At 61.3% G+C, this 13,541-nt stretch carries 12 protein-coding genes; 6 read left to right on the forward strand and 6 right to left on the reverse strand.

All coding sequences use genetic code 11. From position 1 onward, the window contains the following. From KI792_12625 to KI792_12650, 6 genes are all read right to left on the reverse strand, one after another. The gene (locus KI792_12625; protein MBV6633862.1) at positions 1 to 1,383 is read right to left on the reverse strand and encodes a DEAD/DEAH box helicase; all 1,383 of its coding nucleotides are present in this window, start codon (positions 1,381 to 1,383) and stop codon (positions 1 to 3) included. Continuing rightward, positions 1,370 to 1,660 carry a VRR-NUC domain-containing protein gene (locus KI792_12630; GenBank protein MBV6633863.1) on the reverse strand — a complete coding sequence of 97 codons (291 nt, stop codon included), beginning with the start codon at positions 1,658 to 1,660 and terminating at the stop codon, positions 1,370 to 1,372. The genes KI792_12625 and KI792_12630 overlap by 14 nt, the downstream gene beginning before the upstream one ends. After that, positions 1,657 to 1,821: a hypothetical protein gene (locus KI792_12635; GenBank protein ID MBV6633864.1), complete on the reverse strand. Its 165-nt coding sequence runs from the start codon at positions 1,819 to 1,821 to the stop codon at positions 1,657 to 1,659. The genes KI792_12630 and KI792_12635 overlap by 4 nt, the downstream gene beginning before the upstream one ends. Next, the gene (locus tag KI792_12640; GenBank protein ID MBV6633865.1) at positions 1,818 to 3,218 is read right to left on the reverse strand and encodes a DNA cytosine methyltransferase; all 1,401 of its coding nucleotides are present in this window, start codon (positions 3,216 to 3,218) and stop codon (positions 1,818 to 1,820) included. Before KI792_12640 ends, KI792_12635 begins: the two co-directional genes overlap by 4 nt. A gap of 2,306 nt (positions 3,219 to 5,524) precedes the next feature. Then, positions 5,525 to 6,082: a DUF2815 family protein gene (locus KI792_12645; protein ID MBV6633866.1), complete on the reverse strand. Its 558-nt coding sequence runs from the start codon at positions 6,080 to 6,082 to the stop codon at positions 5,525 to 5,527. Next, a complete protein-coding gene (locus tag KI792_12650) occupies positions 6,075 to 7,001 on the reverse strand; it encodes a DUF2800 domain-containing protein (GenBank protein ID MBV6633867.1) in 927 nt (308 codons plus the stop codon). The genes KI792_12645 and KI792_12650 overlap by 8 nt, the downstream gene beginning before the upstream one ends. On the opposite strand from KI792_12650, the gene KI792_12655 reads away from it, so the two are divergent. Genes KI792_12655 through KI792_12680 form a run of 6 tightly spaced genes read left to right on the forward strand, consistent with a single transcriptional unit; the run spans position 7,002 to position 13,540 of the window. Continuing rightward, on the forward strand, positions 7,002 to 8,558 hold the full coding sequence (locus KI792_12655; GenBank protein ID MBV6633868.1) for a hypothetical protein: 1,557 nt from the start codon (positions 7,002 to 7,004) through the stop codon (positions 8,556 to 8,558). It begins immediately after the preceding gene. Next, positions 8,555 to 10,075, forward strand: a complete 1,521-nt coding sequence (locus KI792_12660) for a hypothetical protein (protein MBV6633869.1) — start codon at positions 8,555 to 8,557, stop codon at positions 10,073 to 10,075. The genes KI792_12655 and KI792_12660 overlap by 4 nt, the downstream gene beginning before the upstream one ends. Further along, positions 10,072 to 11,478, forward strand: a complete 1,407-nt coding sequence (locus tag KI792_12665; GenBank protein MBV6633870.1) for a hypothetical protein — start codon at positions 10,072 to 10,074, stop codon at positions 11,476 to 11,478. The genes KI792_12660 and KI792_12665 overlap by 4 nt, the downstream gene beginning before the upstream one ends. Next, positions 11,478 to 12,209 (forward strand): hypothetical protein, encoded by a 732-nt coding sequence (locus KI792_12670; GenBank protein ID MBV6633871.1) that lies wholly within the window; start codon positions 11,478 to 11,480, stop codon positions 12,207 to 12,209. Before KI792_12665 ends, KI792_12670 begins: the two co-directional genes overlap by 1 nt. Further along, on the forward strand, positions 12,210 to 12,899 hold the full coding sequence (locus KI792_12675) for a hypothetical protein (protein ID MBV6633872.1): 690 nt from the start codon (positions 12,210 to 12,212) through the stop codon (positions 12,897 to 12,899). Continuing rightward, entirely contained in the window at positions 12,899 to 13,540 is a 642-nt protein-coding gene (locus KI792_12680; GenBank protein MBV6633873.1) for a hypothetical protein, read from the forward strand. Before KI792_12675 ends, KI792_12680 begins: the two co-directional genes overlap by 1 nt. The last annotated feature ends 1 nt before the right edge of the window (position 13,541 follow it).

Raw genomic sequence — 13,541 nt, forward strand, 5'->3', positions numbered from 1 at the left:
CTACCGTTGAGGTGTTTGTCGGATGCGCGCGGCGTCGCTGACCGCGGCGAGCAGTGCTTGTTGGGTTCGGTCTTTGGTTTTCAGCGATTGGAGGACCGCCGCGTCGATCGTGTCGTCGGCGGCGATGTAGTAAATCCGGGTCGGTTTGGTTTGGCCCTGGCGGTGGAGCCGGGCGTTAAACTGATCGTGCAGTTCGAGCGACCAGTTCAGGCCGTACCAGATCAGGATTGAGCCGCCGGCCTGTAGGTTGAGCCCGTGACCGGCACTGGCCGGGTGGGCGATCAAGATCGGGATTTCGCCCGCATTCCAGGCGTCAATTGTCGCCTTGCGCTTATCCAGCACACGGGCCTGCGGAAACTCAGCTAAGATCGCGTCTTTATCGAATTGGTAGTTATAGGCGACGAGAACTGGTTCACCGGCGGCGGCGTCGATCAATTCGCGCAAGGCATCCAGTTTCGCCCGGTGGATGCGCTCAACCCCGCCATCATCGGGTAGGTAAAACGCCCCATTGGCCGCCTGTAGCAGTTTGCCCGCCAGCACGCCTTGGGTGACGGCCGTCACCACCTCGTCATTATCGAGATGGAGCAGGAACTCGCGTTCCAGCGTGTCGTATTGCTTGCGCGCCTTTGCCGGTAATTGAACCCGTTCGATGTGATCGATCCGGGGTGGCAAATCGAGGTAATCATCGGCCGAGAGCCGCAAGACAAGGTCAGACACCTTGTTGTGGATCATCGCCGCGGCGGTGTCTTTCAACGTCCAGTTGAAGCCGGAATAATCCTGATCGAAATACCGGCCCTTATATTGGGTCATGGTCTTGCCCAGGCGTTCGCCGCGATCGAGCAAATAGAGTTGCGACCAGATATCGAGCAAGCCGTTCGGCGCCGGGGTGCCCGATAACTCCACCAGGCGATGGATTTCGGGTAAGACCTTGCGCAGATCCTTAAACCGTTTGGCGCTTGGCGATTTGAACAGCGACGCCTCGTCCAAGACGACCATGTCATAGGGCCAGCGGCCTTGCCGACGCGCATGGGCGACCAGCCAAGATAGGTTTTCGACATTGATAATCGCGACATCGTGGGGGCTCGCCAAAAGCGCCTCACGTTTGCCCTTGGGCGCGCCCGCCATATTGACGACCCGGCCTAGATCGATGTGATCCCAGGCGGCGATTTCATCGGGCCAAGTAAACCGCGCGACCCGAAGCGGTGCCACGATCAGCACCTTGGCGATCGCCACGCAATCGCGCAAATCTTGGAGGGCGGTTAAGGTCGAGACGGTTTTCCCCAAGCCCATATCAACCCAGAGGGCGCAATAGGGGTTGCGGTCAATGAAATTGGCCGCGCGCTCTTGGTAGCTATGTAGGTGGGAGCGGTTAAGCGAGGCCATCTATAAACGCCTTTCCGTCCTCGATATTGTCGACCACCGTGACCTGAAATTGCAGGCCCAAAAGCTTACGGATGATGAAGCCCTGTAGCTCGGTGGGTTTTTTCCCGAAACGCTTAAATTCGATGAAGACGATCCGGCCCGGCGCCTTCACCAACATCCGGTCAGGCATGCCGCGATTTGAAGGCGAGGATAGTTTCAAACACCACCAACCAAGCTTGGTCGCATGGGCGCAAACCTCGCGTTCGATCTTGCTTTCAGGGACGGCGCGCAGGTTCATGACGGCACGTACTCGGTCAGCCCGTAAAAAATGCTGAGGGCGAGGAAAAACCAGCCGCCCGCCAACTTTGCGAACCGTTGCCTCGGTTTCGTTTCAAGGTCAGCCGCGAGGAAGAACACCGCCGCAAGGGTTGTATGCTGTACGACGTAAATATCGGTCACGGTGCCACCGCCTTAGCGATACGCTCGCCGATCCAGCGCACCACGGTTACGGCCTTGGAATTGCCCAGGGCCTTATAGCGCGGGCCGTCGGGGCAGTTATCGGCCGCCTTGTTTCGGTAGGGAATTTGGGTGAAGTCGTCGGGGAAGCCCATCAACCGCTCGCATTCGCGGGGCGTCAGGCGACGGACGCCGATAGCGGTGCCGACGCCGTGTTGGGCGCCCGCCTGCAAGGTATACATCGGGTCGGTCGCCGCGCCGACACCGAGCCCAGCGCGCTTATCGTCTGTGCTTTTCCCGGTTCGCTTGCCCACTTCGAGAAGCGGATAAGCGACTAGTTGCGCGTTTCGGTCAGTGCCGGTCGTAAGCGAGCCGACCTGATCGCCGGTTGGGTAGGCGCCGTCATTGCCTGTTGTTCGAAAGGCCACCACGGCGGGGGTCCGGCCTGTGCCATCTTCGCTAGATTGCTTACCGTTATTGGCCGCCGTCACTGTCGGGGCGATATCCCCTGTCACAGATTGGGCGATGAAGGTGTCGGTTTCGAAATCTAGCCGGCCGGTGCCGGACCCGTGGGCGGTTAAGGAACTGGCGACGTCCCGTGGGCCGCTGGTTCGGTTGCCGCCATAGGCCACCTGCACGCCGCCCGCTAAGTCGAGATCGGTTCCGAGGCCGCCACCGCCTTTAGTGCGCGCTGTAAGAGTGCCGGTAACGTCTTGCCCCGTTTCGCGGCGCGGCGCAGTATCCCGGCGGCCGCCTTCGAACTCAAAAAGTATTTGGGCGGGGTCGATGGTTCCAGAACTTGCGACAACGAACACACGGCGGCGGCGTTGGGCCAATCCGAAAAATTGGGCGTCGATTTGTCGCCAAGCGATTGACCTTTCGGGTCCAGACACACAACCAGCGCGCGTCCATTTTTTCCCTGGCGGTTCGAGTGCGCAATCTTCGCCGGCAAGGCCGCCAAGGAAACAACCGAAGGCGTTGTCTTTGGTGTTGAGGACACCGGGCACGTTTTCCCAGATGATGATGGGGTCGCGCCCCGATCGATTTCGGACATGGTCGCAGAACTCCACGAATTTGAGGGTGAGATTGCCCCGATCATCGTCAAGACTGCGCCGCGCGCCGGCGACGCTGAACGCCTGGCACGGCGTGCCGGCGACGATGATATCGGGCCAGGGGATGCCGTCGGCGGCAATCTGGTCGACGGTGAGATCATTGAAGTCGCCGTAAAGGCGCGGGCCGTTGCCGCCAGTTTCACTGGCGCCGTAGCGGTGTTTCAGCACCTCACGGGGAAACGCCTCAATCTCGCATTGCAAGACGGTTTGCCAGCCGAGCGGATGCCATGCCGTGGCCGCCGCATCGATGCCGGAACAGATAGACCAGACAATCATTCTTTCCCCCATCGTTGGGCCTCGGCCTTGGCTTCGTAAGATTTAGCCCGTCGCTCTAAGATGCGAATGTCGTTGCCTAAGACCGCGTAGAACGGGTGCGTCGCGCCAATGAGGCCGCGGGCTTCGCGGAGCCTTAAACACGCTCGCCGTAAATCGGAAACCGCGTTCGACAGGGTTTCGCCGTGGCTCATTCTTTCCCCCATCGTTGGGCCTCGGCGCCGGCGGCGGCTAGGGGTAGGCCAACGGCCCAAGGCGGGTTGGTGGCCATGATGGCCGCCAAATCCTCGACCCGTTTATCGGGGTCGCATTCGGAGACGATTTCGTCATGGACGGTGAGGACAATGTCGAAGCCCGCCGCCTCAGCGATTGGCATGGCGTGGGCCATGACATCGCGGGCGATGGATTGGCACGCATTCTCAACAAACAGGCCGCCATAGAGTTTGCGGCGCGCCCATTGTTTGGTGAGCGGGTCGACGGCAAAACAGGTGACGTCGCCGGTCTTGCTAATCTCTGGTTCGAAATAGGCGCAAAGCTGGCCGGATGGCAGGCGCATGATCAGATAGCGTCGGCCCTTATGGGTGCGGGTTTGGAAGCGTAGGAACTGCCCCGCGCCGAACACCGCGCCGGGCTTTTCGATGGCGGCTTTCGCGTTCTCATTACAATCGCCCCAAAGCCGATCGATTTGCCGGTGGCGGTCGCGCCAGGCGAGTTTGATCGCCTCAGACGCTAACCATTCCTCACGCCCGATATATTTCTCGTCGCCATATTTTCGGACGTCTTCATTGTGTCGCTCTTCCCCCCAAGTGTCCCAATTCCATTCGGCGCGGGCGATCACCTCAGCGTCGAGGCCCTGTTCGATCAGGTGCCAGTAATCGACGATTTTGATCCCGAACTTACCGGCGAAGGTTTGGACAGCACCAACGCCGCCCTGATAGCCCAAGGCCAGTTCAGGGATTTTGCCCATAATCTGGCGTTCCGAACCGGTGACGCCGTCGGGGGTTTTGGCCAAGAGGCCGGCGGCCGTGACCTTGTACAAATCCGGCCCCTCGCCCCGGTCGAAGGCGGCGAAGGCGTCCAGCTTCCACCGCTCACCGGCGAGCCAGGCATTTACCCGCCCCTCAATGTTGGAGAGATCAGCGAAGGCCAGTTTACGGCCGTCGGGCGCCACCAGGGCACCGCGCAAGGCGGCGGAAGCGAAAGTCATGGTGTCGTCGACGACCAGATCGTCGAACCCTTCCTTCGCCGCCAGGATGAAGGCGTCGACATCCTCGGTCGGCGGCAGGCCGATTGAAGGCAGGTTTTGCGGTTGGAAGGTGCGGCCCGACCAGCGGCGGGTGCGGGCGGCCCCACAATATTGCAGGCCGCCACGGAACCGGCCATCGGCACTGGTCGCGCTTTCCAGCTTAGTGAATTTGGCCACGGATGATTTGGTCGCGGCGATAAACACCTCAATCAATCGGCGGGCNCCGTCGGGCAATTCACCCTGGCGCAAGGCGGCGGTTAAGGTGGCCGCTTGCGTGTTCGGCAGATTAACCCGGTAGGCGTCTTGTAAATAAGCCAGGAAGGCCGGGCGTTGGGTTGGGTTGGTGGTGAGGCCCGATAGCGCCTTAAACTCGGCAAAGAGGCGGGCTTTTGCCTCACCCGCCGAGCGGTCGACGGCGCGGATTAGCTCAAGGTCGACGGCGAAGCCGCGATCATTGATCCGCTGATCGAGGGCGTAGATATCGGCGTCACGATCCGGGTAGTTCCAAGCGGGCAGATGGTTTTGATGTAGCTCACGCATCGCCGCGACGTCGTTCATGGCGTATTGCACGAAGCGGAGCCAATCATCGGGGGCGTTATCGGGGCCGTAGCGCCGGGCCTTATGGTTCTTTGGTGCCGGCTTACAGAATTTGTTGATCAGCCGTTTGCCGTCGGCGATTTTGGATTTGTCATGGGGTAAGTTAAAGGTTTGGCACAACCCATCCAGGGAGCCAGGGAAGCCGTGGGATTGCGCCTGCGCTTGCGTGCAGAACCATTCACAGCGATCCGGTAGGTCGAAAGGACGAGCGCCCCAATTTTCCCAGACGTTTCGGTCAAAATTGCAGTTATGGGCGACAAACCTGCCTATAGAAAGTGGGTCGATTTCCGCTAAGAGCGGGTTAGGGCGGGCCGGTGACGTCACGATATCCCAACACTCAACCGGTTCATCGTTCACGGTATTCGCGAAGAGGATCGGCTCGCACTCAGGCGTGTAGCGGTAGCCGCCAACGGCCCGAAGGTCGAGCGTGGAGAAGGTTTCGAAATCACCAAATAGGACGTTCACCGGCCGCGACCCCTTATTCGAGATCCGACATGTCGTCGTCGAGTTCGGTCACATCGCCGAAGCCGGAGATCGCATCCTCAACACTGACATGACCGGCATCCAGCGCCTCACCATCGCCGAGGAATTGGATCGATAACAGCTTGGCGTTCACGCGTTTGCCGTAGTTATTGTCCTGCGCCCAAATGTCGATTTTGGCGCGGACCTTACAGCCGGAGTAGATTTTGCAATCTTCCTCATTCGCGATGACCGAGGCGCCGTCGTCGGCGACCACGATTGGCCGGCCCGGGTTGTTGGCATGGACGCACCAGACGCCCGACCACTCGTCGCGGCCGCTCTCGTCCCCGTCACGGAAGAACAGCCGCGCCGCGGGCGGCTTCTTACCTTTGAATTTGTTGGTGACGACGGCGTCGATCACCTTTTCAAGCTTGGCGGCTTGTTTCTTACCAGCCGCGGTGGTGCGGTCGAAGAAGACCACGGCGCCGTGGCTACCCTCTTCACCATTGATCATGGGTTTACGGAAGAGGTGGGGGAAGGAAACCCGGCCCTCGATAATCACATGCGTATCACTCATTTTCGGTACTCTCATTAACGGGGGAAAAACCGTCGAGGGCGCTGCTTAAGGCAGGGCGTTTATCCGTCTCTGGCACGACGGTCGGGGCGCCAGGCGGTTTCACGACATGATCAGCGATCAGCCGCGAGTTCTTGCCGAGAAGCTTCTCAGCCTTTGCGGGGGAGATCAGGGTTCGGGGTGCCACCTGATCGATTTTGAATTTACGGCGGAGCGCCTTTTCGGCGGCCGCCTCGTCGNGCCAGGCGCGGTTGGCGCGCCCCTCGACCAGTTTGTAGCCGCGGAGTTTTTGGCCGCGCTCTAACCGTTCCTTGGCCGCCGCCTCCACTGCCTTGGCCCAGGCTTTCACAAAGCCGGTCATGGGTAGCGCGTTCGCCAGGAAGTCGAGGGCCTGATCGTCGTCAATATTGGTGAAGCCATCGACGGCGATCTCTTCCACCAGATCACGGGCGGCGGTGCAGCGGGCGAAGCCCTTACACCATTTGCACTGCACCTCGCCCGGGCGTTTGAGGGCGTTGTCGCCGCCCTGTTCATAGGCCGCCATGGCGGCGGCGGCCTGCTGCACGACATATTCGCGCGCCCAGGCACGGAGTTCGGCCGGGGTTTGGGTGAAGGTGGAGATATGGTCGCGGCGCGGTTGGATGATGCACATCTCGACCACCTCAAACTCCGCGACCAGGGAAAAGAAATCGAGGGCGCCCAAGGCGTAGAGCATTAGTTGCGGGTTGTGTTCCGCATCGACCAGGGTGCCGCCGAATTTCAAATCGCAGATTGTGAGCTTGCCTGCATCCAGATCGTCGATGATGGCGTCGGCGGTGCCGAACCCGCCCGGGACGTAAGCACTGAAATCGACCCGGGTTTCGATCATCAGATTGTTGGCCGCGGGTAGTTTTTCCCGCACGAAATCCAGATAGGTTTGCACGTGATCGGCGAAGCCCTGATCGACGGGTCGCTTCGGGTCGGCGTGGGCGAGCGTGACGGCATTTATTTCGAGCGCGGGACCGGCCTTGACAATACGGCGTTCGGTTACGGCAACGATACGCGGCGGTTTTTCGATAGCCCCGAAGCCCTCGTCCAGACGGCGTTTGCGGATATCCAAACCGAGGTCGCCGACCAGCTAGACGGGGTGCTTCGCGACTATGTCGCCGCGCTAGACGTTTCCGGTGAAATCGACGTCGCCCGGGTTGAAGCCGATTTCGCGCTGATCAGTTCCGGTGGTGCCCTCTTTGAAGAGGTGGCGGAGGCCGCCGGCCAGTTCGAACAACAGCGCGACAACATCAATGCCGTGTTCGAAGACGCCACCGCGCGACTTAACGAACTGGCCGATAGTGGGATCAACGTCGCCGAGGTAATCGACGGGCTTAACCAGAACCTCGCCGAGACGCAGCAGCGGTTAACCGATGATTTCAACCGCAACATTCGCGACCAGTATCTTGCGGCCGCAGATCCGGGTGTCTTTGAGCGCATCCAGCTAGGCCGCCAGCGTCAAGACGCCCTCGACGAAGCGCTCGCCGTTGGTGGCGACGTCGATCAGGTGAACGCCCTGTTCGACGCCTTGCTTGAAGGCCTCGACGACATTAACCAGGCCGGCGAGGATATCGCCGATACCACCTCGCGCCTATCGGCGTTTCAATCTGCCGCCTCGTCGGTTTTCGGCGCGGCCGATCGCCTGCTGACCAATCCTAGCCTGTCGCCACTATCCCCGGGCGACCGCCTGGCCGAAGCTGAACGCCAGTTTAACGAAGCCGTTCGCCTCGCCAGCGGTGGCGGTACGCAGGAAGAGCAGCTAGCCGCCCTTTCCGATCTTGAAGGGCTAACCGCGACCTATCTTGACGCGAGCCGCGGTTTCTTCGCATCAAGTGAAGATTACTATGATGATTTCGCGGCCGCCGAGAGCGCGCTACGCGGGGTTGAAAGCCTGGTCCAACTGGAAATCACCATTCAGCAACAACAACTGGATGCGTTGAACCGTATCGCCGATAGCAGCGGTTTTGGCGGTGCGGCTAATGACAACACCCCAAGCGGGTTTTTCGGCGCCCGGCCGGACGTCAATCGCGACCTTTACAACATCGTCCGGAGCGCCGGGTTTGATGTGCCTGGCGGTTTTGGCGGCGGCAACTTCCTGAATGTGGCCGGCGGCCTGCCGCAATCGGTGCAGCAAGATATCAACGACTATCTTCTCGGCATCGGGGAAGGGCGTTTAGAGTTCAATTCGGGCGGTTCCGCGACGGTTCGGGGGCGGGGCGGTGTTGACGCCAATCTTGTTCCCCTTGCCCTGACCAATGGCGAGAGCGTTAGCGTAAGCCGGGCCGACACCATGGCCGCCGTGGGTCGTGAGCTTCGCGAGGTAAACGCGAAACTAGATCGCCTGACCCAAGTCACCGCCGCCGGTGCCAACGCCAATGTCGGCGCGACCCGCGAAGGCACCGACGTCGCGCGGCAACAGGCGCGGGCGGCCCGGCGGAGCGCCGCCGCATGATCTACATGGTAGAGGTCGAGGCGTTCAACACGGTCAGCCAATCAACAGAAACCTATTACTTCGCGACCGGTGGCGGCTTTACGACGCGACCAACCGATACGCCGGCGAACCAGGAATATAGCGGCCGGATTGTTGAGCCAGGCAATTACGAGCGCGGCTTGTTCGGCAGCGGCACAACCCGCGGCGAAGGCAAGGTCGGGTTTGGCGAGATCCGGATCGCCAACCCAGACGCCGTTTTCGATCACCTGATTGACTTGGCATTCGACGGGCGGCCGTGCCGGATTTACCGGATGCCGGGTTTAGGCGACTTCGCCAGCCGCGAGTTGTTGATTACCGGAACGATCGACCAACCGACCTTTGAGTTCGAGACGATCGATTTCCGGTTCCGGGACCGCCTGGCCGAACTGGCCGAAACCCAGTTAACGCAAAATGTCTATGCCGGGACGACAACCGCCACCGGCCCCACGGCCGAAGGGCGGCCGAATGATTTCGGCGGGCAACCGAAGCCGCTTTTGTTTGGGCGGGCCTATTCCATCCCAGCGGTGGCGGCCAATGTGTTCGACCTGATCTATCAGATCAGCGACAGCGCAATTTTCGCCGTTCTCGCCGCGCGTGATGCCGGCGTCCCCCTGACCGCCACCGGCGACCACGCCGATATCGCTGGCTTACGGGCGGCGAGCCTGTCGCCCGGCCAGTATGCGACCTGTCTTGCCGAAGGGTTAATCCGGTTAGGCGGTAGCCCAGCCGGGGTTATTGCGGTTGATGCGGTCGGGTTTGGCGGTGGATCGGCGGCCGAATGTGTCGAGGCGATATTCAATACCGCCGGGATCACCGGGCTTAACGCGGCCAGTGTCACGGCCTTGGAAGCCGCCAACACCGCACCGGTCGGTGTTTGGGTGAATGGCACGGCCGATACGCTGTCGGTTGTGCAAGACGTGCTGCAATCGATCGGCGCGTATATCTATGTCGACGCGGCGGGCGAGTTCATCCTCGACCGGTTAGAGCCAGCGAGTGGCACGCCCGATCATGTTCTCGGCCTGCAAGATGTTGAAGACAACGTTCAGCGCCTCGCAACCGGCGACGATGGCCGGGGGATACCGGCGAAACGCGTTACCGTCACCTATCGCCCCCGCTATGCCGGTGAAGCGGAAGACAGCTTCGCCGGGTCCGTGTCGCAAGCGGACCGAACCGAACTCGCCCGCGAGTTTCGGTCGGCGTCGGTGGCGGATACCGGTGTCGCGTCCGATCGCCTGTTAGCGCCGGAACTCACCTTCGACAGCCTGTTGTTTAACGACGCCGATGCCGATGCCGAGGCCGCCCGCTTGCTCGACATCTACAAGGTGCGGCGCGACCGGCTGACCGCGACAGTCAGCGGCCAACGGGGACCGTTCCAGCTTGGCGAGACCGTGCAACTTACCCTGAACCGGTTCGGGTTTGACGGTTCCCGCCTGCTGCGGATCGTCGGCCTGGTCGAAGATTACGCCAACAACACAACCGAATTGGAGCTTTGGTCGTGACCTTCCTGCTAGGTGGCCCGAACAAAACCGATAGCGCCACCGTGACCGGTACCAACTGGTCGTCGTTGAACCCGGTCGGCAATCTGTCTACCCGAGCGCTTAGCTCGGTTGCACGGTCGAACGTACTCGCAAACCCGGCGACCGTCTTGATCGATTACGGGAAGCCGCGCGCGACGCGTGTCGCCGCATTGATCGGCGACAACATATCGATCGCCGGCCAGTACCGGGTGCGGGGGTTGGCAACCTACACCCAAGACGACACGCGGACGAACTACATCCGCTGGTCGGATACCCAGGGGGTAGGCCAACCCGGCGGCCCCAATAACACCGCGAATATTACGATCACCGGGGGGATCGACGACCCGTTTGGCGGCCAAGACGCTTTTCGGTATTCGCTCGCCGCGGATAGCGGCGGCGCCAACTTCTTGCGGTTGACGTTAGACAGCTTGCCCCTCGACGGCACCGGCGAAGACGTTTCCGTCGGCTTTTGGGCGCGCCTCGTCACCTTGCCGGCCGGTCTGGCCACCGGTAACCCGCGCTGCGATGTTCAGGACGGTGCGCCGATCATTCAATACGTCGATCAATTGGTGTTGAACGAGTGGGTCTATATCGAAGGGACGGGCAACCGAACCAGCCCGGCAACCTTAACGTTCCTCGATCTAATCAATAACGTGAATACGAGCGGCCTAGCCGACCCCCTGGTTATCGATTTCGCCGATATTCAGGTGCAAAAAGCATCGAGCATCTCGCCCCTAATCAAAACCGCCGGCGCCGCAGCTAGTCGGGTCGCCGGCGAATACGTCGATTACCGTGCCCCGCTTTACGATACCGGCTTTATCGATCGATGGGGCTCGACCGTTCCTTCCGAATTGCTGGAATGGGAAGACGACAATTTCTGGGACGGCAAACCGTTGCAGGAAGATATCGAGCGCTTCCCGCAAAACCTGATCCATGTGGTGCCCGCCCCAATCCAGGCGCGGTATTGGCAAATCGACCTGACCGACCCGTCCAACCCGGCCGGTTATATCGAGGCCGGTCGCCTGTTTATCGGTAACGCGTATCAACCGCCGCACAGCCCGCGTTCGGGTCTGCGCCTGGGTTATGAGACGCGGACGACCGTGACCACGGCAATTGGCGGGGCCGAGTTTTTCGACCGGCGGGAAGGGTACCGGGTCGCCCGGTTCGACTTGCCGGTACTGGACCGCGACGAAGCGCTCGCCGCGTTACTCGATTTGCAGCGCGAAGTGGGGATCGACGGTGAGGTCTTGCTCGTTATCGATGCCGATGACGCGCAGAACTTGCAGCGCCAGAGCTTCCGCGGGCGGTTCCGCAGCCTCGAACCGCTTGTCTACATCGCCGCAGGCTATGCCGAACAAACCTTCGAGATTAAGGAACTGCAATAATGCCCCGCACACAGCAGCAGATCGACGCGACCGACCGTCTCGACGAATACAATTCCAACGCCTATGACGAGACCACCAATCCGCGCGGGATGGCGCAAGGCGGCCACCGGACTAACTTTCCGAGCGCCCTTAGCGACCTTGAACTCGCCGCCGACGGGGTGAAGGTGCTGGCGGACGATGCCGATAGCCTGGCCGGGGATGCAGCCACGGCGGCGACCAATGCCGGTAACTCTGCCGCCGGTGCCGCCAACGCCCAAACCGCGGCAATCATGGCCCAAGGCGGCGCAGAACTCGCCCGACAACAAGCCGAAACGATCGCGGCGGCAGCCGCGCAAACCGTGGCCGATGCCGCCGCCCTGGCCGGTTCTGGCGATTTCACCGGCGACGTCTCGGTCGATGGGGACGTTATTATCGAGGGCGGTTTGGTGGAGGACATTTTCTTCATCACCGGCGCCGATACGATCGGTACCGCCCATAGCTATATGATCTACGGCAACACCCAATGCACCATGTCGGACGACACGGTTATCGGGCGCGAATGGCAGATAGCGGGCCGCTGGCCCGACACGGTAGAGCCGAGTGATCAAGCGGTAACGATCGTCGCGGCCGGCGCCGATAGCTTTGTCGCGCGGCAAGACAACAAGCGCGTGATTGATACTGATTTCATTATCGAGACCGACGGCGCGAACACTTTTCGCCGCATCCGTAGCGATTTAATCTTGGTGGAATAAATGGCTCTAAAGTCAAGCAAGTTAACCGGGGTTTCCCCGCGCGGTGAAATCACCTTCCCATTTGGCCAGACCGATTGGGTGGTGCCTGATGGTGTGACGTCTATTTCGGCTGTTGCTGTTGGCGCCGGTCGCCAAGGCCTGAACGGCGGCGGCGGTGGCGGCGCGTTGTCTTACGTTAACGACCTAGCCGTGACGCCAGGCGAAACGCTGATCGTCGAAGTTATGAACGGATCGCAAGATTGTTTGATCCGGCGCGGTGCTGTGAACCTCTTACTAGCTAAAGGTGCTACCGGTACGGCGGGCGGCGATGCCGCTTCGGGTGTCGGCGACGTCACGCGGTCCGGTGCCGATGGCACGGGGGGCAGCGACGGCGGCGGCGGCGCGGCAGGTTATAGCGCTGACGGAAACAGCGGGACAGGCGGCGCGGCGGCCTCTGGTATCGCTAATGAGAGCGGCGGCGGCGTCGGGCTCTTCGGCGAAGGCGCGAGCGCCTCAGCCGGCACCGGCGGGGGCGGGTCTGGCGGGCAAAGCGGATATCCGGCGGCAGGCGCCGGCGGCGCGTATGGCGGCGGCGGGCGCTATTTGGACAGCAGCGCTAACGCCCGGCAACAAGGCGGCCCCGGCGCCGTTCGCGTCGTTTGGCCCGGCGCTACCCGACAATTTCCAAACACTGATGTAGGACCGAGCTAATGTTTACGATGATCGTTGTTCGTCTCGCGGCCGCCCTTGCAGGCGGCTTTTTCATGCGCGCGCGGGGGATGGACATCCTCGGTTCCACCACCGCGCAACGCATCGCCTATGCGCTCGCCTTCGCAGTGATGTGCTGGTGTGTCGGCCTACCTTGGCAGTACGCGGCACCCTTGGCCGTTGTCACCTATCTGGCGCATATCCGAGGGTGGGGCGCCCACCAGCGGATGCACCCCGACGTCTACGGCCAAACCTTCGACAAGACCGAGAAATTGACGGCCTGGCTTCCGACGCTGTTCGGCGCCTGGGATGACGATTGGTCGGCCTGGAAAAAGACGGCGTATCAAATTACCGGGATGACGGTTATCGGCCTCGCCACCGTGGCGCCGATGGCGGTTCCGTTGATGCTTTGGGATGCCTCAACCATCGGGTTTGCGGCGGTCGGCCTCGCCTGGGGTGTGGTTTATTGGCTTGGTTGGGAAGTGAACCGGTTTTGGGGTCTTGATTGGCATCAAACCTGGGTTCGGTGGCAGCACCACAAAATCCGCAAACACCTGCGCAGCGGCGGGGAATGGGGTGAAGTGTTCGTCGGCGCCATCACTTGGGCCGCCGCCGCGGGCGCCATCCTAGCGGCCGGAGTTTGAC

This window comes from Alphaproteobacteria bacterium SS10 (assembly GCA_019192455.1).
GTDB lineage: Bacteria > Pseudomonadota > Alphaproteobacteria > TMED2 > TMED2 > TMED2.

Bases quoted from the DNA above. Each gene is read 5' to 3' on its own strand.
- KI792_12625 (MBV6633862.1), bottom strand. From the start codon at position 1,383: ATGGCCTCGCTTAACCGCTCCCACCTACATAGCTACCAAGAGCGCGCG.
- KI792_12630 (MBV6633863.1), bottom strand. From the start codon at position 1,660: ATGAACCTGCGCGCCGTCCCTGAAAGCAAGATCGAACGCGAGGTTTGC.
- KI792_12640 (MBV6633865.1), bottom strand. From the start codon at position 3,218: ATGGGGGAAAGAATGATTGTCTGGTCTATCTGTTCCGGCATCGATGCG.
- KI792_12645 (MBV6633866.1), bottom strand. From the start codon at position 6,082: ATGAGTGATACGCATGTGATTATCGAGGGCCGGGTTTCCTTCCCCCAC.
- KI792_12660 (MBV6633869.1), top strand. From the start codon at position 8,555: ATGATCTACATGGTAGAGGTCGAGGCGTTCAACACGGTCAGCCAATCA.
- KI792_12670 (MBV6633871.1), top strand. From the start codon at position 11,478: ATGCCCCGCACACAGCAGCAGATCGACGCGACCGACCGTCTCGACGAA.
- KI792_12675 (MBV6633872.1), top strand. From the start codon at position 12,210: ATGGCTCTAAAGTCAAGCAAGTTAACCGGGGTTTCCCCGCGCGGTGAA.
- KI792_12680 (MBV6633873.1), top strand. From the start codon at position 12,899: ATGTTTACGATGATCGTTGTTCGTCTCGCGGCCGCCCTTGCAGGCGGC.